Origin of the sequence: Roseovarius arcticus (assembly GCF_006125015.1) — a bacterium.
Lineage (GTDB): Bacteria > Pseudomonadota > Alphaproteobacteria > Rhodobacterales > Rhodobacteraceae > Roseovarius > Roseovarius arcticus.
On sequence record NZ_SZZN01000001.1, the window covers coordinates 288,262 to 309,114 of the forward strand.

Genomic DNA, 20,853 nt, shown 5'->3' on the forward strand with positions numbered 1-20,853 from the left:
GTTTTACAATAGCCTGCCGAGCGGCTACGTCATGCCCTCATTTATGCGATTGCCCAACGAAAAACGCCGCCGGAGCGTATCCGGCGGCGTTATCTATCTACATTGGCAGTGGCTTAAGCGGCCAGCGCACCCTTGGCCTGGTCAACGATCGCGGCGAATGCTGCGGGCTCGTGCACGGCCAGATCGGCCAGAACCTTGCGGTCCACTTCGACGCCGGCCAGTGCCAGACCGTTGATAAAGCGGCTGTATGTCAGCGCTTCGTCATGGCCGCGCACGGCTGCGTTGATCCGCTGGATCCACAGGGCGCGGAAGTTCCGCTTGCGATTCTTACGGTCGCGTGTGGCGTACTGGTTGGCCTTGTCGACCGCCTGCGTGGCGACCTTAAAGGTATTTTTCCGGCGGCCGTAGTAACCTTTGGCTGCTTTGGTGATTTTCTTGTGACGGGCGTGCGTGACGACGCCACCTTTTACTCTCGACATATCAAATCCTCCTTAGCGCGCGTAGGGCATCATCGGCTTGATGATCTGCTCATCAGCCTTTGACAGGGTGGTGGTACCGCGTGCGTTGCGGAGGAATTTGTTGCTGCGCTTGATCATGCCATGCTGTTTACCAGCTTGGGCTGCGATCACACGGCCTGAGGCCGAGATCTTGAACCGCTTTTTGCAGCTCGATTTTGTCTTCATCTTGGGCATTTCCGGCTCCTCTTTGGTGGTCGGTCGGACGCGCGACTCGGCATGCCACTCTGGGCCGGACGCGCGGGTGAAGGTCGCCTTTTAGGGGTGCAGGCCCACCAACGCAAGGGCAAAGCGGCGTTAGCGGGTGATCATTCCCACTACGCGGACAAAGGCGTTCGGCACATCTGTCAGGCTGTAGCCCGACGGCTTCTTTTGAATGGCCCAGACCACGAGGCAGCCCGCCGCAATCAGCACCAGTGCCGCCACGCGGGGCGGCCGCCTATCGGACAGCGCCGAGATGATGGCCGGCACTGCAAAGATGCCCAGTACTACGCCTATGACCAGTGTGAGGTCGCTGTCCATGTTTCGTCGTCCATCCATTTAAGTGCCCCTACGGCACTCTAGCTTGGTTCGGTGGCGTAGATCAAACTTTCCTGACACGGCGCGACACGAAGGATGTTCGTGGTGCCCGGCACGTTGAACGGCACGCCTGCTGTCACCACGATCTGGTCCTCGGTCGTGGCGTAGCCTTGGGCTCGCGCGGCGCGCGCGGCGTTGATGACCGCTTGTTTAAAGCGGTTCAGCTCTGGCGTCATCACGCAGTTGACGCCCCAGCTCAGCGTCAGGCGCCGCGCGGTGCCGCGCTGCGATGTCATGGCGATGATAGGAACGCGCGGACGCTCGCGCGCGGTCAAGAGGGCGGTGGTGCCGGACTGAGTAAAGCAGCAGATCACCTTGATATCGGTCGTCTCTGCGATTTCGCGCGCAGCGGCCACGATACCATCGGCGACCGTCTTGCGGGCGATGCTGCGCGACGCCTCGATGATCTGTGTATAGGTCGGATCGTTTTCGACCTCGCGTGCGACGTTGTCCATCGTGGTCACGGCCTCTATCGGGTAGCTGCCTGCGGCCGATTCCGCCGATAGCATGATGGCATCCGCGCCCTCATAGATAGCGGTGGCGACATCGCTGACCTCTGCACGTGTCGGCACAGGCGCGGTAATCATCGATTCCAGCATCTGGGTGGCGACGATCACCGGCTTGGCGGCCGAGCGGCAGGCCCGCACGAGGCGTTTCTGGATGGGCGGCACGTTCTGCACTGGCAGTTCGACCCCCAGATCGCCGCGCGCGACCATGATGCCGTCCGAGGCGGCGAGGATCGCGTCAAAGCGCGTCACAGCTGACGGCTTCTCAATCTTGCTGAGGATCGCCGCGCGGCCTCCGGCCAATTTGCGGGCCTCGGTCACATCCTCAGGGCGCTGCACAAAGCTGAGCGCGAGCCAGTCGACACCCAGCTGGCAGACGAATTCCAGATCCTTACGGTCCTTTGCCGACAAAGCGGCCAGAGGCAATTCGACATCGGGCACGTTCACACCCTTACGGTTGCTGATCGTGCCACCGACGATGACCTCACAATCGGCGAAATCCTTGCCGCACTCGTTGACCTTCAGGCGAATCTTGCCATCGTTGACCAAGAGGGATGCGCCCTGCTCCAGCGCCTCAAAGATCTCGGGATGGGGCAGGCAGACGCGGGATGCGTCCCCCTCGGCCTTGTCCAGATCAAGGCGGAAGGCGGCGCCGACCACCAGCTCCTCTTCGCCATTGGCAAAGACACCGACGCGTAGTTTTGGCCCCTGAAGGTCGGCGAGGATGCAGATCGGGCTGTCCAGATCCTTCTCTACCTGGCGAATGATGCGGTGCTTTTCGCGGATTTCGTCATGCTGTCCATGGCTCATATTCAGGCGGAAAACATCTGCGCCAGCCTCGTGTAGGGCGCGGATCATGTCATAGGTTTCCGACGCGGGGCCAAGGGTGGCGACGATCTTGACGTTGCGATGGCGTCTCATATGTGAAATTTCCTGTGTTCAAAGGCATGGTAGCGTGGCTTCTTGCTTCTTGCCATTCTTTGGGTCCGGCGCAAAGAGACGAAAAAGGGTAGTTTGCCAAACATGACATACAATCCTTGCATCATCGACGGGGCAGATCGTGCAGGCCGCTGGGTGGTGCTTTGCGATCACGCATCGAATCATGTGCCGGATTTCGTAAATGATGGCGGTTTGGGCGTGGCGGCGTCCGATATGGCGCGCCACATCGCCTTCGATCCGGGTGCGGAAGGTGTTAGCCGCGCGCTGGCTGCCGCACTGGACGGGCCTGCAATCCTGTCACGGTTTTCCCGCCTCGTGATCGACCCAAATCGGGGAGAGGATGATCCTACGCTGATCATGCAGCTTTATGACGGCACGATTATTCCGGGCAATCGCGGCATCTCTGCTCTGGACGCCGATGAACGGCTAAGGCGCTGCCACCGGCCCTACCACGCCGCCGTCACCCAGACGCTGGCGGCCCGCGCGGCGCCCGTGGTGGTGTCGGTCCATAGCTTTACGCCCCAGTTAAAAGGCCGGCCGCCGCGTTCGTGGCAGATTGGTGTGCTCTACTCCACCGACACGCGGCTGGCCGATCCGCTGCTGGCGCGTCTGCGGGCGGGGCCGACCTTGAGCGTGGGCGACAACCAGCCCTACACCGGCCACCTGCCTGGTGACACGATTGCGCGCCACGCAATTGCACAGGGCAGGCCCAACGTGCTGATCGAGTTGCGCAACGATCTGATCGAGACAGAAGCGCAGCAACGCGCATGGGCGCAGCGTTTGGCGCCGATATTGGTAGAAACTTTGGCCTTCGCGGGTCTGTGAAAAGGGGCAGGCGATGCCGCATGTCATCATCGAACACTCTAGGGGCATCGAAGACTTGCCCGCGCTTTGCGCGGCGGTATTTGACGCGCTGGCCGTGCATCCGGCCATTCCAAAGCCCGAGACGCTCAAGCTGCGCACGTTTGAGGCGGGCGCGCATCTGCTGGGCACGCAGGGCCAGAGCTTTGCCCACGCGACCTTGCGCCTCTTGCCGGGGCGCGATGCAGACACCAAATCAGACTTGGCGCAGGTGATTTTGGGCGTGATGGCCGATCTACTGCCGCATGTGCATAGCCTGTCGGTAGATTTGGCCGATCTGGACCCGGCCTATGCCAAGCGCGTTTTACCTGATTGACGAGGAGACAAGACGATGGACGACCAAACACAAATCGAGCTTGAGGCCGCCGCCTTTCGCACCCTGCGCGCGCACTTGATGGAGAAGCGCACCGACGTTCAAAACATCGACATGATGAACCTGACCGGATTCTGCCGCAACTGCCTGAGCCGCTGGTATCAGGAGGCCGCAAATGAGCGCGGAATCGAGATGTCCAAGGACGAAGCGCGCCAGATTTTCTATGGCATGACAATGGATGAGTGGAAGGCGCAGCATCAGTCGGATGCCAGCCCGGATCAGCAGGACGCGTTCAAGACGGCGTTCGCAGAGAACGTCGAAAGCAAGGGCTGAAAATACATGCGGACCGCCGGGTGCCAGCGGTCCGCTATGGATATTTAGGGCAAGAAGAACCCTGAGTGGCGGCGATCAGATCGCGTGTTTCAAACTTTCTTCAATGTAGATTTCGCGCAAGCGCGTGGCGACTGGGCCGGGCGTGCCGCCGCCTAATTGCGCGCCGTCGATCTCGACGACGGCGGTGACGAAGGCGCTGGCGGACGTATAGAACGCCTCGTCTGCGTCCATGGCCTCGGCAACGGTGAAGCTGCGCTCCTCCACCTCCATTTGCGCCTCGCGGGCAAAACGCAAGACCGCGGCGCGGGTGATGCCATGCAGGATATCGTGCGACAACGCGCGGGTGATGATGCGACCATCCTTGACGATATAGGCGTTGTTCGACGTGCCCTCGGTGATGTGATCTTCTTCGATCATCCATGCATCATCGACGCCAGCGGCCTGCGCCATCATCTTGGCCATTGATGGATAGAGCAGCTGAACCGTCTTGATATCGCGGCGGCCCCAGCGCATGTCGGGCACCGAAATAATCCGCGCGCCGCGCTTGGCCACCGGGCTGTCAATCATGCCGGGCTTGTCTTGGGTAAAAAGGACCAACGTCGGCTCTGTCTCTTCGGGCGGATAGTGAAAATCGCGGTCACCGGAATTGCCGCGGGTAACCTGAAGATAGATCAGACCCTCGTTGATGGCGTTGCGCGTCACCAGTTCGCGGTGGATTTCCAGCAGGTCGTCATAGGCTGCGGGCCGCTTCATCCCCAGTTCGGTCAGCGAGCGGTCGAGGCGGACGTTGTGGCCTTCAAAATCGATTAGTTTGCCGTTCAGAACGTTGGTAACTTCGTAGACCCCGTCGGCCATCAGAAATCCCCTATCAAAGATCGAGACGCGTGCCTCATTCTCGGGCAAATACTCGCCATTCACGTAAACTGTGCGCATTGTCATTATCCCCAAAGTTCCGGCGCGGGGGGGTGTACCCCGGCACTGTCGAATGTCAGCGGTGTATCGCGGTCTTCTGCCAGCAGCAAAGGGCCGTCAAGGTCAGTCACCATAACGCCCTGTGCGACCAACGTCGCGGGCGCCATCGCCAGGCTGCTGCCCACCATGCAACCGACCATCACGCGGTACCCCTCGGCCTCAGCCGCGCGGCGCAATTCCAGCGCCTCGGTCAGGCCGCCGGTTTTGTCCAGCTTGATGTTGACCACATCGTATTTGCCCTTAAGCGCGGCAAGGCTAGCGCGGTCATGGCAGCTTTCGTCGGCGCAGACCGGCACTGGGCGCTTCATGCCTATCAGCGCGTCGTCGTCCCCTGCGGGCAATGGCTGCTCGACAAGCGCGACACCAAGGCGCACCAGATGCGGCGCCAGATCGGCGTAGACCTCGGCGCTCCATCCCTCGTTTGCATCTACAATGATCGTCGATTTAGGCGCGCCCGCGCGGACGGCCTCGAGCCGGGCCATATCGTCTGGGGTGCCCAGCTTAATCTTGAGCAGGGGCCGAAAGCTGTGCTTTGCCGCTTGCGCCTGCATTGCCTCTGGTGTGTCTAGCGATAGCGTATAGGCGGTGATTTCGGGGCCGGGCGCAGGCAAACCGGCCAGCTCCCAAACGCGGCGCCCGGCGCGCTTGGCCTCCAGATCCCACAGTGCGCAGTCCAGCGCATTGCGCGCCGCGCCTGCGGGCAGCGCCGCCAGCGACTCGCGGTCTGTCACGGATGCGCCCTCGATTTGCGCGGTCACGCTGTCCAGCGTCTCGCCGTATCGGGCATAAGGAACGCACTCGCCGCGCCCCTGATGCGTGCCGTCGCTGACGGTAACCGTCAGTACCTGCGCCTCGGTCCGCGAGCCGCGACTGATGGTAAACACCTGCGCCAGCTTGAACACATCGCGCGTCACCGTAACCAGCATGCGCACCCACCTTTCGTCTTGGTCAATAAAATACTCAGAACCGAGCACCAGCCAGTTGGCGCCGGGCCCAGTCTTAGATCGCCTCTAGCGCGTCTACCAGCACGCTTGCGCCAAAGCGGTACGGGTCCGTTGCAGGCAGATCCATGCGCTTCGATACCTCGGCCAGATAGGCACGCGCATCAGCTTCAGCCATATGCTGCGTATTGACTGAAATGCCGACAAAGCGGCAGTTCGGATTGCCGACCTGCGCCAGCGGCAGCGCGGTGTCGCGCAGACGCTCCAGCGTGGGCAGCTGATATCCCGGCAGGCCGCGCATATGAGTGCGCGTCGGCTCGTGGCACAGGATCAGCGCGTCGGGCTGGCCGCCATGAACAAGCGCCAGCGTCACGCCGGAGTATGACACGTGGAACAGGCTGCCTTGCCCCTCAATCAGGTCCCAATGGTCGTCGTCGTTGTCGGGCGTCAAAAACTCGATTGATCCGGCCATGAAATCGGCGATCACTGCGTCCAGCGGCACGCCGTCACCGGTGATCAGGATACCGGTCTGGCCCGTTGCGCGGAAGGTCGCTTTCATCCCCCGCTCGGTCATCTCGCGCTCCATCGCCATGGCGGTGTACATCTTGCCGACCGAGCAATCGGTGCCGACGGGCAGGCAGCGCTTGCCGCGCCGCTTTTCGCCATTGGCGATGGGATACTCCACTGATGGGATGCGCACATCATGCAGAGTGCGGCCATATTCATGCGCGGCGGCGACTAGATCGGCCTCATTACGCAGCAGGTTATGCAGACCGCTGGCCAGATCATAGCCCATGGCGAGGGCCGCGATCAGCACCTCTTTCCACTTGGCCGAGATGACGCCGCCGCGGTTGGCAACGCCGATAACCAGCGTTTTGGCGCCTGCCGCCTTGGCACCTGCCAGCGTCAATTCCCTCAGGCCCAGATCGGCGCCGCAGCCCGGCAGGCATAGCTGGCCAACCGCATTTTCAGGACGCCAATCTCGGATGCCAATGGCAACCTTGGCGGCCAGCATATCGGGCGCGTCGCCCAGAAACAGAAGATACGGCGTCTCGATCATGGCAAATTTCCTTGGCAGGGGCCAACGCGCAGGGGCGCAGAGGGCGGATTCGGGCTTTGACGCCAGAGTTAAGCAGATTTACCGTCACTATCACGCAAAATCATACCGGGTCGCAGCGGGGACTGAGGAGGTACGCAATAAAACGCGCCATACGTCGATATTTCGCGAAGGTTCTTCGTTTGCGCCTTATATTTGTGCAGATGATTGCCCAATGCTGCACCTGCAAAATGGCCTTGCAAGGCCAAAGGTAATTTAATAGCGATCAGACATACCCAAGCGCAATATGATTACCCAAGAGGCCCCGACATGAGTTTTCGCCTACAGCCGCCCGCCCCCGCCCGTCCCAATCGATGCCAGCTTTTTGGCCCTGGTTCGAACGCAAAGCTGTTCGAGAAGATGGCGGCGAGCGCTGCCGATGTGATCAACATCGACCTAGAGGATTCTGTCGGACCTAACGACAAGGATCTGGCGCGCAAGCAAACGATCGAGGCGATCAATTCGGTCGATTGGGGTACCAAATACCTAAGCGTGCGGATCAACGGGCTTGATACCGGGTGGTGGTATCGCGATGTGGTCGATCTGCTTGAGCAGGCGGGCGACCGGTTGGATCAGATCATGATCCCCAAGGTGGGTTGCGCGGCCGACGTCTATGCTGTCGATGCGCTGGTCACGGCCATTGAGCGTGCCAAGGGCCGGACCAAGCCCATCAGTTTCGAGGTTATCATCGAGAGCGCGGCAGGCATCGCGCATGTGGAGGAGATCGCAGCCGCCAGCCCGCGTTTGCAGGCGATGAGCCTTGGCGCGGCAGACTTCGCCGCCTCAATGGGCATGGCAACGACCGGTATCGGCGGCACGCAGGAAAACTACTACATGCTGCATGATGGGGCCAAGCATTGGTCCGATCCGTGGCATTGGGCGCAGGCAGCGATTGTGGCGGCCTGCCGTACGCACGGATTGCTTCCCGTCGATGGCCCGTTTGGTGATTTTAGCGATGACGAAGGATTTCGCGCGCAAGCGTTGCGTTCGGCCACACTGGGAATGGTCGGAAAATGGGCGATCCACCCCAAGCAGATCGCGTTGGCCAATGAGGTATTTACCCCCAGCGAAGCAGCCGTCGCCGAAGCGCGCGAAATTCTCGCGGCCATGGAGGCAGCCAAGGCCAATGGCGAGGGCGCGACCGTCTACAAAGGCAGGCTTGTCGACATCGCCAGCATCAAGCAGGCCGAGGTGATCGTGCGCCAGTCCGAGATGATCGCAAAGGGCTGATCCAGCGCTTTGTCTTATCGGCGGTGCATCTCGCTAGGCTGGTGAATGATCAGGCGGGGTGAACAGGCTATGCACATCTGGTGATTTGACCCGTCCGCAAAAGTGGCTAAGGCTGGCACATCATCGCCGGGAGCCTTCATGGACAAGCCAGCCTCACTCTTCACTCCGGTCCTCATCGCCGGGTGTGCGATCATGCTGATCTCCTTTGCCATCCGCGCGTCATTTGGCGTGTTTCAGATCCCCATCGCGGGCGAGTTTGGCTGGCTGCGCAGCGAGTTCAGCCTCGCCATTGCGATCCAGAATTTGGCGTGGGGCATCGGACAGCCGCTGTTCGGTGCGATGGCCGAAAAGGTGGGCGACCGCCGCGCCATTGTGCTGGGTGCGCTGATCTATGCTGCGGGGCTGGTCGCGTCATCCTTTGCGGTGACGCCCGGCGCGCACCAGTTTTTCGAGATCTTCGTCGGCTTTGGTATCGCAGGGACCGGCTTTGGCGTGATCCTTGCCGTTGTTGGACGGGCTAGCAGTGACGCGCACCGCTCAATGAGCCTGGCCATCGCGACGGCGGCGGGATCGGCAGGGCAGGTTTTTGGCGCGCCGGTGGCCGAGGCGCTCTTGGGCGTGATGAGCTGGCAGTGGGTGTTCATCCTCTTTGCCGGCGTTATCCTTGCCAGCCTCGCGGTGTTACCGATGATGCGCGTGCCGGTGATCGCTACGCGGGCCGAGCTGGAAGAAAGCATGGGGCAGATACTAGGCCGTGCGATGCGCGACCCCAGTTATGCACTGATCTTTCTGGGGTTTTTCAGTTGCGGCTATCAACTGGCCTTCGTCACCGCGCATTTCCCGGCCTTCGTGACCGAAATGTGCGGCCCTATTCTGCCGGGCGGGATGCTGTATGGGCTGGGCATCACCAGCACATCGGCGCTGGGCGCGGCGGCGATATCCCTGATCGGGCTGGCGAATATCGCGGGCACGCTAACGGCGGGATATCTGGGAAAGCGGTATTCGCGCAAATATCTGCTGGCGGGGATATATGCCGGGCGCACCGTCATTGCGGCGGCGTTTATCATGACGCCGATCACGCCCGCGACGGTGCTGCTGTTTTCGGTGTCGATGGGCGCGCTGTGGCTGGCGACAGTGCCGCTGACCAGCGGGCTGATCGCGCATTTATACGGTATACGCTATATGGGCACGCTCTATGGGATCGTGTTTTTCAGCCACCAACTGGGCAGCTTTATGGGGGTCTGGCTGGGCGGGCGGATGTATGACATTTACGGCGATTATACCGCTGTCTGGTGGATCGGCGTGGGCGTCGGCGCGTTCAGTGCAATCGTGCATCTACCGGTCAAGGAGACGCGGCTGATTGCGGCATAGGCTCAGCGCGCCAAGTGCGCAGCGAGGATTTCGGTCACTTCGGTATCATGCGTGTAGGGCAGGGAGTGGTCTGCGCCCGCAACCACCTTTTGCTGCGCGGCGGGGTTCCATGCCGCTAGCGTATCGCGCCCCGCGACCGGAATAACCTTGTCCTGCTCGGCCCAGATGGCCAGCGTGGGGATATCCGCCTGCGCCACCGCGCGGTGCGCCTCCTCCATATCCGCATCGAGTGCGCCGCGCAGAGAAGAGAGCACGGCAGGCAGGAAGCCACGATGGCGCAGCTGCGCGATCTGCATATCGACGATGCCCGGTATGCTAGATTTCTGGCTGCGATCCTTTTCCAGCGCGCGGCGCATGGAGCGGCCATAGACCGATAGCATCGCCCACGACCCCAAAAGACCGGTCTGCGCTAACAGCCGGGACGCGGGGCCAAGGTCGTGGCCCAGCCCGGCAGGGGCCAGCAGCACCAGATGGCGGATCATCGCTGGCCGTTCAGCGGCAAAGGTGGGTGCGATGGTGCCGCCCATCGAATAGCCCAGCAGCGTGATACCCTCGGTGACGCCTTGATCGGCCAAAAGATAGGCAAGTTGCCGGGTGAAAAACGCGCAATCCTGTGCGCCGCGCGGCCTGTCCGAATAGCCGCGCCCGTAGAGGTCATAGACCAACACGCGATAGCCCAGGTCGCCCAAACCCTTGGCGATAGGATCCCAGACAAAGGACGGCGTGGTCAAGCCATGCACACAAACGGCCACCGGTCCATCGCCTGCGCCCAGCCAGCGGTAATGCGTTATGCCTTGCGCCAGTTTGGCGAAGCTGCCGGGTGCCTCGGCTCGTGCGCGCTTGCCCATACGCGGGCGGATCGCTTCGCGCAGAAACGGAAAAAGAGTCAGTAGCGACAAGAGCGTGATCGTAACTATCATACGGCCTCCTCCCTGGTCAGCAGGTTTGCGGCGACAAGGCGTTCCGCCAGACCCGCCGCGCCGGTAAAGTGATGCACCTGCCAGCCGCGTGCGGCAGCGGCCATGATGTTATCCTCGCGGTCGTCAGTGAACAGCAGTGCGCCCGGCGACAGGCCGCAATCGGCCTCGACAGCGGCGTAAATGGCTGGGTCCGGCTTGATCAGGCCCATCTCGCCTGAGATATAGGCGCGGTCGAACTGGCGCAGAAACGGGAATTGCGCAGCGCTGAGCGGAAAGTTTTGCGCGCCGAAATTTGACAGGGCAAAGACGGGGATGCGCCGCGCCCTGAGGGCCGCCATAAGGCGCGCGGAATGGGCGATTGCGGGCTGCGCGATCTCGCACCAGTGATCGCGGAAATGAAGGATCTCGGCGGCGTACTCGGGCTGCGCGGCGGCGGTCCTCGCCACCTCAGCGGCAAAATCGGCGCCTGCGTCAATCCGGTCCATCATCGCGTGAATGTCTACTTGGGCAAACATGGCGCGGCTGCGCGCAGGGCCAATCGCGGCATCGAAATACCGCTCAGGTTGCCATTCGATCAGGACGTTGCCGATGTCAAAGATGACCGCTTGCGGTGTCATTTTGAGGCGCCTACCTGCGGTATCGCGGCGCGGGGCGTGCGCCGCTGGCACGGTGTTCGCGCCACAGCATATAAAGGCCCGATCCAAGGATCAGCGCGATCCCGGCCCATGCGTTTGCGGTCGGCCACGTGTCAAAAAACATCGCGCCCCAGAAGATCGCGATCGGCATGGCCACATATTCAAACGGCGCGGCAAAAGCCGCCTCGCTGAGCCGGTAGGCCTGGGTTATCAGCCAACTGCCGCCGACCCCCGCGACACCCAGCATGACGATAATCCAAATGTCGCCCTGCGCGATGGGCCCCCATGCGCGCAAAAGGAACGAGAGCGACGGGTGCGCCCCTCCGGCATAGCGCCCATGTCCGATCAGCGCACCGATCACTGCGCTCGATATAAGAAATGTGATAATGACGTAAATCGTCATTGTCGCCGCGCTTTCGGTATCGCGAACCTTGCGGGTGACCATGTGCATCGCACCATACAGAAGGGCAGCCATGGCAGGCAGCAGCGACGCCAACTGAAACGCGTCCGTTCCCGGCTGCACGATCAGCAGAACACCGATCAGGCCGACGGCGATAGCGATCCAGCGGCGCGGGCCGACCACCTCCCTGAGGAAGATCACAGACATTACCGCGATGGCCAGCGGCGAAATAAAGAAGATCGCGACTGCGTCGGCGATAGGCAGCGCGGCAAGGCCAAGAAAAAGGCAGGCGTTGGCGCAGACGATGAACATCCCGCGCAGCAAATGCGCGCCGGGCCGCGCGGTGCGCAATACGCGCCAGCCACCGCTGATAGGCATGATAACGGCCAGAAACACGACAAGGCTGACCAGTGAGCGCAGCATGACGATTTGATGCAATGCGTATGCGTCGCTAAGCAGTTTGATCCCCAGATCGACAAAGGAAAAGCAAAAGATCGCGGCCAGCGCGCAGAACGCGCCGGGTGTATTGGTACCTTGTATGGCGGGGGCACACATAGTTTGGGGCCTTTCAGGGCGCGAGAATGCGCGCCTGTCTTACGGCCCGCTCCAGCGCGTCCAGAAAGCGTGAGCGATCCGCCTTTGTAAACCCCTTGCCACCGCCCTGACGGAACGGATCGGCAGCGCGCAGGTCCGTCATCAGATCGCGGGTGGCCAGCACATTGCCGATATTGGCAGAGGTCAGCGGCTCGCCGTTATGCTTTAGCACCAGCGCGCCTGCCTCTACGCATTTCGCAGCCAAGGGGATGTCTCCAGTGACGACCACGTCGCCCTTGCCCGCCCGGTCCGCGATCCACATATCCGCGATGTCCGGCCCGTCGGGCACGATGATCGTCTGTACCAGCGGGTGGGGCGAGGGGCGCAGGCCGCCGTTAGACACGATATAAACGGCCTGCTGATGCCGCGTGCCGACGCGGATCGCCTCGTCCTTGACGGGGCATGCGTCGGCATCAACGTAGATCGGCATTGGTGGCTCCTTCGCCGGGCTAGAGAATATATAGCGCGGCGCGGGGGATCACTTCACCTCGTAGGCTGTTGAATCGGCTAGCACGTCATGGATCAACTCTTCAACCGTCTCGGTCGAGAAGTCCGCATCCTCATAGATCTTATAGAGCTTAAAGTCGGAAACGCGGGTCAGCACGAACCATGCCAATATCGCCGCTTCGGGAGATTCGGGGTCGATACCCATATCCTCCGCGACGTTGCGGATCCACTTGTGGGCGGAACTGCCCGCGACATAGTGGGAGAACGACCAGTCACCGTCAGAGTAGGTCGACAGGAACCATTCGGCGCGCCTTTTGTCCATGTCGAGTTGAGGCGCTTCTGTCTGCGCATATTCTGCAGCTTCGATCATCGCGGCGTTGAAACCCTCGTCCTTGCCGTCCTTGTTGGTAGTCGCAACGTCCCAGTGCGGATCAAAATGGGTCGATGCGGCCCCGAACAGAAGCTCTTGCGGGGCACCGCGCTTGAGGAGTTCTGCATAGACCACCGCGCCATGCTCGCCCATCCAGCCCCAGTGGGCGATACCGTCCTTGCCGCCCCAAGCGTCGGGGAACCATTCGGGCTTTGCCACCTTGCCGATGGATTTGTCCCAATTATACCAAACCTTGCTCCAATCGTGCAGGGCAAGCTGCGCGATAACCAGATCGCGGTCCATTGTTCGCACGCCATGGATGCTGTCGAACATTTCGATCCAACCCAGCGCGATTTCCATCACCTCAACGAGATGGACAGCGAGGCCGCCTGGATAGTGATGATGCCCCGGCCCGCCTGTGGCAGGGGCGGTGCGAAGCGCGTCGGCCGACGCGGTCGCATTGAAAACCGTCGATTCCGGCGTTTCATACATATCCAGCACGAGCGTGCGCAGCTCCGGGTTCTCGATCGAGTTGATGTACCCCATCAGGCGGTCATACGCGGCAGTGGTGAATGCGCCGGTGCGCGCCATCTCGGTCGGGTCCATGGCGAGGATCTCGTCAATCCGCGATTGAGGTATGTCGGTGGCCGCAGTTAAAGGGGCCGCGTTACCGGCAACAACAAACGTGGCGGCAAGCAGGGCATTTCTGAGCATGTCTGGCATCCTTGTTGGCTGCGAACGCAAAAATCGCTCGCTACTAGTGCAAAATCTATTCTGTCAAACAAAAGCGACAGCCTCGTGACAGCCGAAATTTACGCGCAGCATGCCACGATCTATGCCTCGGCGGGGGTCCCGCCGGGGTCGGAAGAGATAACGAGTCGATATGGCTTGGATGCTAGGAGGCTGGAGCGCGTCTGGCTATCGAAATTGTCAACAAGATACGCGGCGGCGCCGATCACCCGTGCGATCTATTTGATACTGCAGTGATTTTAGTCAGCACGGGGGGGATTACTTCGCGGCGCCCGCATTGGCCTTCTTGCGATCTACCTTGTATTCCTCAGGGATCGGCATGCGGTTAAATGCGTCTAGCCCTGCGATTTTGTACGCCTCAGCAAGTGTTGGATAGTTGAACGTGTTCTGCACAAAGTAGTCCACCGTACCCTTTAAATTCAGCACAGCCTGAGCAATGTGAATCAGCTCTGTCGCGCCTTCGCCCACAATTTGCACGCCTAAAACGCGGCGGGTTTTCAGCGAAAACAGCATTTTGAGCATGCCGTGCTCCAGCCCCATGATATGGCCGCGCGACGTCTCGCGGAACCGCGCGACGCCGACCTCATAGGGGATGCCGCGCTCGTTCATTTCTTCTTCCGACATGCCGCATGTGCTGATTTCGGGCACTGAATAGATGCCATAGGGAAACCAAGGGCTTTCAGGCAAGGTCGGCGTTTCCAGCGCGTGACACGCCGCGATCCGCCCCTGTTGCAGCGAGGTAGACGCGAGGCTGGGATGGCCGATCACGTCGCCTGCGGCATAGATATGCGGCACAGACGTCTGGTACGTTTTGTGATCAACCGCAAGCCGCCCGCGATGGTCAGCCTTCAGGCCCGCCTTGTCCAGGCCCAGACGGTCGGTCGCGCCCATACGCCCGGCAGCGAACAGCAGCATGTCAGACCGCACATGGCGCCCGTTCTCTAGCGTCACCTCAACATGGCGCCCGGCATCCTCGATGCTCTCAATCGGAGAGCCTAGGCGCAAGTCGACGCCATTCTCACGGATCTGATGGGTGAAATCGTCAATCAGCGCATGGTCAATGAAATCCAAAAACGTCTCACGCGGCTCTATCAAGGTGACGCGCACGTCCAGCGCGGCGAACATGGTGGCGTATTCCACACCAATAACGCCCGCGCCAATCACCGTCAGGCTGCGCGGGATCGTCTCAAGCTTCAGAAACTCATCGCTATCCACAACCGTCGTGCCGTTGAATGGGCAACTATCGGGCCGATATGTCTTGGTTCCAGTGGCAATCAGGAACTTGTCTGCGGTCAGGCGCGTGGCTTGGCCTGCATCCACCTGCACTTCGAGCTCTTTCGGGCCGATAAATCTGGCGAGGCCGTGCAGGGTTTCCACATGGTTGCGGTTAAATTGATGCTCCAGCACATCGACCTCGTAGTCGACGGTCTTGTGCAGGCGGGCCTGGAGATCCTCGGCGCCGATGTCGTCCTTGACGCGGTAGGAGCGCCCGTAAAAGCTGCGCTCGCGCCAACCCGACAGGTTTAGCACCGTCTCGCGCAGCGTCTTGGACGGAATTGTGCCGGTATGCGCCGACACACCGCCCAGACGATCCTTGCGGTCAATGACCAAAACGCGGCGCTTCAGCTTACCTGCCTGAATCGCGGCAGAGCGGCCTGAGGGGCCAGAGCCTATGACGATCAGGTCGAAATGGTCCAATAGTTCATCCTGCATAAAGCGCCTCGGCGTGGAAGGTCACGTGATCCTCCATGAAGGTGGAAATAAAGAAATAGCTGTGGTCATAGCCGGGCTGCATCCGGATGGTGGCCTGCTGGCGGCGCTTGGCGGCGGAATGGGCCAGTGTCTCGGGTCGAAGCAGGTCGAGGAATTGATCATTTGTGCCAGTATCGACCAGAACGGGACCGTCAAATCCCTTTTCTGCCATCAGCAGGCTGGCATCGTGCGCGGCCCACTTGGCTTCATCATCGCCCAGATACCCTGACAACTGCTTGCGGCCCCAGTCGCTGGCGGTGGTGTTACAGATCGGTGAAAACGCCGAGACAGAGCGGAACCGGCCCGGCAATCCCATCGCCAGCGTCAGCGCGCCGTGTCCGCCCATCGAGTGACCAGTGATGGCTTGGCGCTCCATATCGAGGCTGAATTCGGCGCCCAGCAGCGCGGGCAGATCATCGGCGACATAGTCCCACATCTTGAAATCCTTGGCCCACGGCGCTTGAGTGGCATTCACATAGAACCCCGCGCCTTGGCCCATGTCGAACGCGTCATCATCTGCCACGCCGTCACCGCGCGGCGAGGTATCGGGAAATACCAGCGCGATGCCCTGCTCGGCGGCCCAGCATTGTGCGCCAGCCTTGGTCATGGCGTTCTCATGCGTGCAGGTCAGGCCGGACAAAAACCACAAGACCGGCACGGGGCCATCGCGTGCCTCGGCGGGCAGGAAGAGGCCAAAGGTCATGTCCGTTCCTGTCGCCTTGGAGGCGTGCGAATAGACGCCTTGAACGCCCCCGAAACAGGTATTTTCGGATTTGATTTCCATAGCGTCGCTCCTCTTGGCCGGTGTTGTGTCACGGGTATGCTTAACAGGCGGTTGATGGGTATGAAACGGATAAAAGGCGCGCCCTTTCGCGCGGCCCCGCTACTTAAAACAGCCGCTGCACCCAGCCGATAACCAGCGATACCGTCACGGCAGCCATGATTGTCGAGATTAGTATCGACGTGGATACCCGCTGCGGCGCGACGCCGTAATGCTGCGCCAGCATATAGACATTGCCCGCAACCGGCAGGGACGCCGCCGCGATCATGACCGCCGCCGCGTAGGGCGCGACATCGAAGATGAGCAGCGCCGAAATGGCGACAGCAGCAGGATGCAGCACCAGTTTGCAAAAGCTGAGCCAGCCCGCCACATAAGGCCTCTCTGCAGATTTGCCCGCCAGCGATGCGCCAATGGCAAAGAGCGCGCCGGGCGTCGCGGCGCCGCCAAGGATGATTAGAAATTCGTTCACCGGGCCGGGGATCGGCAGCGCCAGACCCGACCATGTCAGACCGACAACGATAGAGACAATCATCGGGTTTTTCAGCAGGCCCAGCCCGACCGTGCCCAGCACCGCAGGCCGCATCCGCCCGTCGCGGGTCCCGGTGATTACGATCACGATCAGCGCGCCAAAGACGATCAGATCGACTGCTAGCACCATCATAACGGGCGCGATCGCCGCCTCGCCCATCAGCATCGCCAGCATCGGGATACCCAGAAAGCCGACATTGCCAATCACGACGCATTGCGCCTCAACCGCGGCCTCTTCGGCCGGGATGCCGCGCAGGTATGCCGCCACAGTGGCCAGCACATAGATCACCGCCGAGCCGCACAGATAAGCCATCACGAAAGGCAGGTCGAACACCTCTCGCAAGCTAAGGTTGGCAGAGAATCGCAGCAGCATTGCCGATAGGGCAAAGTAGAAGACGAACTTGGTCAGCCACGCGGTCGCCGCTTCGGTGAAAAACCCGCTGCGCCCCGCGCCATACCCCAGCGCGATGATCATGAAAAAGGGCAGGGTTTGGATGAATATCGCGGCCATGGCTCTGGATAGCAGGCCCGCCCGTAAGGTCAATTGCTCCTGCGGCGCCTGCGTACCCCAGGCTGGGCGCGATCCTAGCAGCTGATGTCGCGCGCGGCGCGCTACCGACTGGCGATATCGACATGACCGCGAACCAACTGGCCCAACTGCGTAAAATCTGCAACTGCCCCTTTTTCCAAATCAGATGGGCGCGCCCGGTTTCCCGAACGCGCCCGCATTTCTTCTTGCTTCAAATATCCCCGCGCGGCGCGCTCCCGCCCGTGCCGCGCGCGCGTCAGCCCAGTTCAGCCAGCCGTGCCAATGCAGCGCGCAAAGCCTGTGCCTCTTCTTCGCGCAGCGCCAGGTTTTCGCGGGCTTCCTCGACCACCTCATCAGGGGCTGAGGCGACAAACTTGGGGTTGTTCACGCGTCCTTTCAGGCCGCCGATTTCCTTTTCCAGCTTGCCCAGCGTTTTTTCCAGCCGTGCTTTTTCCTCGCCCACGTCGATAATGTCGGCAAGTGGCAGGCCAAAGATGCCGCCCTCAACAGCGACAGTTGCGCAGCCTTTGGGGAAGGCATCGACGTGCTCAAGGCTCTCGATGCGCGCCAGCCGCTTGATCATCACCTCGTTGCGATCCCATGCCGCGCGGCCCGCATCATCCAGCGATGTGGCCAGTAGCGGTATTTTCAATCCGGCGGGCACGTGCATCTGCGCCCGCGCGCTGCGCACCGCCTCGATCAAGGAAATCACCCAGTTCATCTCGCGGTCCGCGGCGGGATCGACGGCCTCGTTGCCATATTCCGGCCAGTCAGTGTGGATCAACATTTTTTGCCGCGTACCCAGATTGGCCCACAATTCTTCGGTGACGAAGGGCATCATGGGGTGCAAGAGGATCAGGCACTGGTCGATGACCCATGCCATCGTCTCGCGGCTCTCAGCCTTCACGGCGTCCGATCCGTCCATCAGCAGCGGCTTGGAAAACTCCACATACCAGTCGCACACCTTGCCCCAGACAAAGATATAGAGCGCGTTCGCCGCATCGTTGAAGCGGTAGTTGCTGAGTGCCGCGTCGACTTCAGCGCGGACCTTGGCCGTCTCGCCCACGATCCAGCGGTTCACCGTCTCATTCGGGGTGGGGACGGTATCTACCGAATACCTTTCGCCCAATGCCGCTGGTGTCGCGCCGTTCATTTCCGCGAAACGCGCGGCATTCCACAGCTTCGTGCCGAAATTGCGATAGCCTGCGACGCGGCTGCTCGACAGCTTCAGATCGCGCCCCATCGCGGCCATCGCCGTCAAGGTGAAGCGCACGGCATCGGTGCCGTATTCGTCGATCAACTCCAATGGATCCAGTACGTTGCCCAGTGATTTCGACATCTTCTTGCCGCTCTCGTCGCGCACCAGCGCGTGGACATAGACATGGCCGAATGGCTTTTGCCCCGTCACTGCGTATTGCATCATCATCATCCGGGCGACCCAGAAAAAGATGATGTCAAAGCCGGTGATCAGCGTTGATGTTGGGAAATACTTCTGCAATTCAGGCGTTTGCTCGGGCCAGCCTAGCGTGCCAATGGGCCACAGGCCTGACGAAAACCAAGTGTCCAGCACGTCGGGATCGCGCCAGACAGGATAGACCAGCGTCGTGGGGTCCTGAGTTGCCACATATTCCGCGAGGCTCTCGCCCAAGAGGTGCATCGCGGCCTCGCGAGTGTCCACCTCGACGAGGCGCGCGTGGTTCAGCGGTGTCGGCAAAGCTGCCAGCACATCGTCGAACTTATCCGCCAGCCCATCAAAGCTGGGCGCTGCATGATAACGGTCGCTGCCGGGCGCCATTGACTGGTCCCACAGCAACCGCTGCATTTCGACCAGATCCAGCGCGCCGTCGCCCTCGTCATCCCGAAACGCGCCGCGCTCCAGGTCGAGGCCATACCATACCGGGATCTGATGCCCCCACCACAGCTGGCGCGAAATGCACCACGGCTCGATATTTTCCAGCCAGTGGAAATACACTTTGCGATCGGATTCGGGCATTATCGTCACTTCGCCCGAGCGTACGGCATCTATCGCTGGCTGCACGATCTGCGCGGTGTCGACAAACCACTGGTCGGTCAGCATCGGTTCGATCACCACTTTGGAGCGGTCGCCAAAGGGCTGCACGATCTGCTTGGCCTCGACCAGCGGAACCAGCGTATCCTCGCGCGCCTCGCCGCCCTCTTCGGGTGCGAGCGGTGCCATGGCAGCCTTGCCCAGACGCGGATCATGCGCCTGCGTCATAACGGCAAGGCCTTCGGCGGTAATCTCGGCAATCACGCGTTCGCGGGCTTCCATCCGGTCCAGTCCGCGCAGATGATCCGGCACGAGGTTGATCGTATCGACCTCCGCCTCGCCTAGCTCGCGCTCTCCCTTGGCTACGTCCATCGCGATGCTTGCGGCCTCGGCATAGGGCGCGCCGTCGCTACGCATTTGTGCACGCGTGTCCATCAGGCGGTAGCAGGGGATGCCGCCACGCTTGGCGACTGCATAATCGTTGAAATCATGCGCACCTGTGATCTTAACCGCACCCGAGCCGAACGCAGGATCAGGGTATTCATCCGTGATAATGGGGATCAGGCGGCGATGCTCTTTTGGCCCCACGGGGATTTCGCACAGTTTGCCAACGATTGCCGAATACCGCGCGTCCGAAGGGTGCACTGCAACTGCGCCGTCGCCCAGCATCGTCTCGGGCCGCGTCGTCGCGATTGCGATGTAATCGCGCGTCTCGCGAAGCGTGACGTTGCCGTCTTCGTCCTTCTCGACGTATTCGTAAGTCGCGCCGCCCGCGAGGGGGTACTTGAAGTGCCACATATGCCCTGCGATATCGACATTCTCGACCTCCAGATCGGAAATCGCTGTCTCGAAATGCGGGTCCCAGTTGACCAGTCGCTTGCCGCGATAAATCATCCCCTTGTCGTACATATCGACAAAGACCTTGATGACGGCATCGTGGAAGTTGCCTTCCTCACCCTCGGGGGCCGACGGGGCGCCGGACATGGTGAACGCCTCGCGCGACCAGTCGCAGGAGGCGCCGAGGCGCTTGAGCTGGCCGATGATCGTCTCGCGAGACTTGATCTTTTGCTGCCAGACGCGGCGCTCGAATGCCTCGCGGCCCATCTCTACACGCGTCGGCTCTCCATTGGCGGCCATGTCCCGTTCCGTCACCATCTGGGTGGCGATGCCCGCATGATCCGTTCCCGGCTGCCATAGCGTGTCAAACCCGCGCATCCTGTGCCAGCGAACTAATATGTCCTGCAGCGTATTGTTGAACGCATGGCCCATATGCAGGCTGCCGGTGACGTTCGGTGGCGGGATCATGATGCTGAACGGCTCGGCGCCATCGCGGGCATTTGCGCCCGCCTTGAAGGCGCCTGATGCCTCCCACGCCTCATATAGCCGCTGCTCGGCCTCGGCCGCATCGAATGTCTTTTCCATCGCCATGGGAACGCTCCTTATCCTTGGCTTGTGGCTTAGCCAATTCGGCGCCCGAGGGAAA

21 protein-coding genes are annotated in these 20,853 nt (G+C 61.2%); 5 read left to right on the forward strand and 16 right to left on the reverse strand.

Annotated elements, in window-relative coordinates:
• Window positions 1-113 precede the first annotated feature (113 nt).
• From rplT to pyk, 4 genes are all read right to left on the reverse strand, one after another.
• Window positions 114-479 (reverse strand): 50S ribosomal protein L20, encoded by a 366-nt coding sequence (gene rplT, locus MK6180000_RS01360; protein WP_138933093.1) that lies wholly within the window; start codon window positions 477-479, stop codon window positions 114-116.
• Between the two features lie 12 nt (window positions 480-491).
• Window positions 492-692 (reverse strand): 50S ribosomal protein L35, encoded by a 201-nt coding sequence (rpmI, locus tag MK6180000_RS01365; RefSeq protein ID WP_138933094.1) that lies wholly within the window; start codon window positions 690-692, stop codon window positions 492-494.
• 120 nt (window positions 693-812) lie between these two features.
• The gene (locus MK6180000_RS01370) at window positions 813-1,037 is read right to left on the reverse strand and encodes a hypothetical protein (RefSeq protein ID WP_138933095.1); all 225 of its coding nucleotides are present in this window, start codon (window positions 1,035-1,037) and stop codon (window positions 813-815) included.
• Window positions 1,038-1,075: 38 nt separating this feature from the next.
• Window positions 1,076-2,521 (reverse strand): pyruvate kinase, encoded by a 1,446-nt coding sequence (gene pyk / locus MK6180000_RS01375; RefSeq protein ID WP_138933096.1) that lies wholly within the window; start codon window positions 2,519-2,521, stop codon window positions 1,076-1,078.
• A 102-nt stretch (window positions 2,522-2,623) separates the two neighbouring features.
• On the opposite strand from pyk, the gene MK6180000_RS01380 reads away from it, so the two are divergent.
• The 3 genes from MK6180000_RS01380 to MK6180000_RS01390 are packed head-to-tail and all read left to right on the forward strand — an operon-like array spanning window position 2,624 to window position 4,046.
• Window positions 2,624-3,364 carry an N-formylglutamate amidohydrolase gene (locus MK6180000_RS01380; RefSeq protein WP_138933097.1) on the forward strand — a complete coding sequence of 247 codons (741 nt, stop codon included), beginning with the start codon at window positions 2,624-2,626 and terminating at the stop codon, window positions 3,362-3,364.
• 13 nt (window positions 3,365-3,377) lie between these two features.
• Entirely contained in the window at window positions 3,378-3,716 is a 339-nt protein-coding gene (locus MK6180000_RS01385; protein WP_138933098.1) for a 5-carboxymethyl-2-hydroxymuconate Delta-isomerase, read from the forward strand.
• A 15-nt stretch (window positions 3,717-3,731) separates the two neighbouring features.
• Window positions 3,732-4,046, forward strand: a complete 315-nt coding sequence (locus tag MK6180000_RS01390; protein ID WP_138933099.1) for a DUF1244 domain-containing protein — start codon at window positions 3,732-3,734, stop codon at window positions 4,044-4,046.
• A 75-nt stretch (window positions 4,047-4,121) separates the two neighbouring features.
• Here MK6180000_RS01390 and MK6180000_RS01395 read toward each other — a convergent pair whose 3' ends face one another.
• The 3 genes from MK6180000_RS01395 to dgcN form a co-directional block, all read right to left on the reverse strand.
• Entirely contained in the window at window positions 4,122-4,985 is an 864-nt protein-coding gene (locus MK6180000_RS01395; RefSeq protein ID WP_138933100.1) for a D-amino-acid transaminase, read from the reverse strand.
• A complete protein-coding gene (gene dgcA / locus MK6180000_RS01400; RefSeq protein ID WP_138933101.1) occupies window positions 4,985-5,944 on the reverse strand; it encodes an N-acetyl-D-Glu racemase DgcA in 960 nt (319 codons plus the stop codon). The genes MK6180000_RS01395 and dgcA overlap by 1 nt, the downstream gene beginning before the upstream one ends.
• A 73-nt stretch (window positions 5,945-6,017) precedes the next feature.
• A complete protein-coding gene (gene dgcN / locus MK6180000_RS01405; protein ID WP_138933102.1) occupies window positions 6,018-7,019 on the reverse strand; it encodes an N-acetyltransferase DgcN in 1,002 nt (333 codons plus the stop codon).
• A 306-nt stretch (window positions 7,020-7,325) separates the two neighbouring features.
• On the opposite strand from dgcN, the gene MK6180000_RS01410 reads away from it, so the two are divergent.
• Entirely contained in the window at window positions 7,326-8,285 is a 960-nt protein-coding gene (locus tag MK6180000_RS01410) for an L-malyl-CoA/beta-methylmalyl-CoA lyase (RefSeq protein WP_138933103.1), read from the forward strand.
• 138 nt (window positions 8,286-8,423) lie between these two features.
• Complete coding sequence (locus tag MK6180000_RS01415; RefSeq protein ID WP_138933104.1) at window positions 8,424-9,656, forward strand: MFS transporter; 1,233 nt, start codon at window positions 8,424-8,426, stop codon at window positions 9,654-9,656.
• Window positions 9,657-9,658: 2 nt separating this feature from the next.
• On the opposite strand, the gene MK6180000_RS01420 is transcribed toward MK6180000_RS01415, so the two are convergent.
• From MK6180000_RS01420 to MK6180000_RS01460, 9 genes are all read right to left on the reverse strand, one after another.
• Complete coding sequence (locus MK6180000_RS01420) at window positions 9,659-10,576, reverse strand: alpha/beta fold hydrolase (protein ID WP_138933105.1); 918 nt, start codon at window positions 10,574-10,576, stop codon at window positions 9,659-9,661.
• Window positions 10,573-11,193, reverse strand: a complete 621-nt coding sequence (locus MK6180000_RS01425) for an HAD family hydrolase (RefSeq protein WP_138933106.1) — start codon at window positions 11,191-11,193, stop codon at window positions 10,573-10,575. Before MK6180000_RS01425 ends, MK6180000_RS01420 begins: the two co-directional genes overlap by 4 nt.
• Before the next feature lie 10 nt (window positions 11,194-11,203).
• Window positions 11,204-12,166 carry a DMT family transporter gene (locus MK6180000_RS01430; RefSeq protein ID WP_138933107.1) on the reverse strand — a complete coding sequence of 321 codons (963 nt, stop codon included), beginning with the start codon at window positions 12,164-12,166 and terminating at the stop codon, window positions 11,204-11,206.
• Window positions 12,167-12,179: 13 nt separating this feature from the next.
• Window positions 12,180-12,635 carry a YaiI/YqxD family protein gene (locus tag MK6180000_RS01435; RefSeq protein WP_138933108.1) on the reverse strand — a complete coding sequence of 152 codons (456 nt, stop codon included), beginning with the start codon at window positions 12,633-12,635 and terminating at the stop codon, window positions 12,180-12,182.
• 48 nt (window positions 12,636-12,683) lie between these two features.
• On the reverse strand, window positions 12,684-13,736 hold the full coding sequence (locus MK6180000_RS01440) for a hypothetical protein (RefSeq protein WP_138933109.1): 1,053 nt from the start codon (window positions 13,734-13,736) through the stop codon (window positions 12,684-12,686).
• A 294-nt stretch (window positions 13,737-14,030) separates the two neighbouring features.
• On the reverse strand, window positions 14,031-15,485 hold the full coding sequence (gene sthA / locus MK6180000_RS01445) for a Si-specific NAD(P)(+) transhydrogenase (protein WP_138933110.1): 1,455 nt from the start codon (window positions 15,483-15,485) through the stop codon (window positions 14,031-14,033).
• Entirely contained in the window at window positions 15,475-16,308 is an 834-nt protein-coding gene (gene fghA / locus MK6180000_RS01450; RefSeq protein ID WP_138933111.1) for an S-formylglutathione hydrolase, read from the reverse strand. The genes sthA and fghA overlap by 11 nt, the downstream gene beginning before the upstream one ends.
• 103 nt (window positions 16,309-16,411) lie before the next feature.
• Complete coding sequence (locus MK6180000_RS01455) at window positions 16,412-17,344, reverse strand: AEC family transporter (RefSeq protein ID WP_138933112.1); 933 nt, start codon at window positions 17,342-17,344, stop codon at window positions 16,412-16,414.
• A 274-nt stretch (window positions 17,345-17,618) separates the two neighbouring features.
• Window positions 17,619-20,798 carry a valine--tRNA ligase gene (locus MK6180000_RS01460; protein WP_138933113.1) on the reverse strand — a complete coding sequence of 1,060 codons (3,180 nt, stop codon included), beginning with the start codon at window positions 20,796-20,798 and terminating at the stop codon, window positions 17,619-17,621.
• Window positions 20,799-20,853: the final 55 nt, after the last annotated feature.

Excerpts from the sequence above, each read along its gene's own strand:
- rpmI (WP_138933094.1), bottom strand. The coding sequence starts at position 692 with ATGCCCAAGATGAAGACAAAATCGAGCTGCAAAAAGCGGTTCAAGATC.
- MK6180000_RS01410 (WP_138933103.1), top strand. The coding sequence starts at position 7,326 with ATGAGTTTTCGCCTACAGCCGCCCGCCCCCGCCCGTCCCAATCGATGC.
- rplT (WP_138933093.1), bottom strand. The coding sequence starts at position 479 with ATGTCGAGAGTAAAAGGTGGCGTCGTCACGCACGCCCGTCACAAGAAA.
- dgcN (WP_138933102.1), bottom strand. The coding sequence starts at position 7,019 with ATGATCGAGACGCCGTATCTTCTGTTTCTGGGCGACGCGCCCGATATG.
- MK6180000_RS01390 (WP_138933099.1), top strand. The coding sequence starts at position 3,732 with ATGGACGACCAAACACAAATCGAGCTTGAGGCCGCCGCCTTTCGCACC.
- MK6180000_RS01370 (WP_138933095.1), bottom strand. The coding sequence starts at position 1,037 with ATGGACAGCGACCTCACACTGGTCATAGGCGTAGTACTGGGCATCTTT.
- MK6180000_RS01435 (WP_138933108.1), bottom strand. The coding sequence starts at position 12,635 with ATGCCGATCTACGTTGATGCCGACGCATGCCCCGTCAAGGACGAGGCG.
- MK6180000_RS01385 (WP_138933098.1), top strand. The coding sequence starts at position 3,378 with ATGCCGCATGTCATCATCGAACACTCTAGGGGCATCGAAGACTTGCCC.
- MK6180000_RS01395 (WP_138933100.1), bottom strand. The coding sequence starts at position 4,985 with ATGACAATGCGCACAGTTTACGTGAATGGCGAGTATTTGCCCGAGAAT.
- MK6180000_RS01420 (WP_138933105.1), bottom strand. The coding sequence starts at position 10,576 with ATGATAGTTACGATCACGCTCTTGTCGCTACTGACTCTTTTTCCGTTT.
- MK6180000_RS01455 (WP_138933112.1), bottom strand. The coding sequence starts at position 17,344 with ATGGCCGCGATATTCATCCAAACCCTGCCCTTTTTCATGATCATCGCG.
- MK6180000_RS01380 (WP_138933097.1), top strand. The coding sequence starts at position 2,624 with ATGACATACAATCCTTGCATCATCGACGGGGCAGATCGTGCAGGCCGC.
- pyk (WP_138933096.1), bottom strand. The coding sequence starts at position 2,521 with ATGAGACGCCATCGCAACGTCAAGATCGTCGCCACCCTTGGCCCCGCG.
- sthA (WP_138933110.1), bottom strand. The coding sequence starts at position 15,485 with ATGCAGGATGAACTATTGGACCATTTCGACCTGATCGTCATAGGCTCT.
- MK6180000_RS01415 (WP_138933104.1), top strand. The coding sequence starts at position 8,424 with ATGGACAAGCCAGCCTCACTCTTCACTCCGGTCCTCATCGCCGGGTGT.
- MK6180000_RS01440 (WP_138933109.1), bottom strand. The coding sequence starts at position 13,736 with ATGCTCAGAAATGCCCTGCTTGCCGCCACGTTTGTTGTTGCCGGTAAC.
- dgcA (WP_138933101.1), bottom strand. The coding sequence starts at position 5,944 with ATGCTGGTTACGGTGACGCGCGATGTGTTCAAGCTGGCGCAGGTGTTT.
- MK6180000_RS01425 (WP_138933106.1), bottom strand. The coding sequence starts at position 11,193 with ATGACACCGCAAGCGGTCATCTTTGACATCGGCAACGTCCTGATCGAA.
- MK6180000_RS01430 (WP_138933107.1), bottom strand. The coding sequence starts at position 12,166 with ATGTGTGCCCCCGCCATACAAGGTACCAATACACCCGGCGCGTTCTGC.
- fghA (WP_138933111.1), bottom strand. The coding sequence starts at position 16,308 with ATGGAAATCAAATCCGAAAATACCTGTTTCGGGGGCGTTCAAGGCGTC.
- MK6180000_RS01460 (WP_138933113.1), bottom strand. The coding sequence starts at position 20,798 with ATGGCGATGGAAAAGACATTCGATGCGGCCGAGGCCGAGCAGCGGCTA.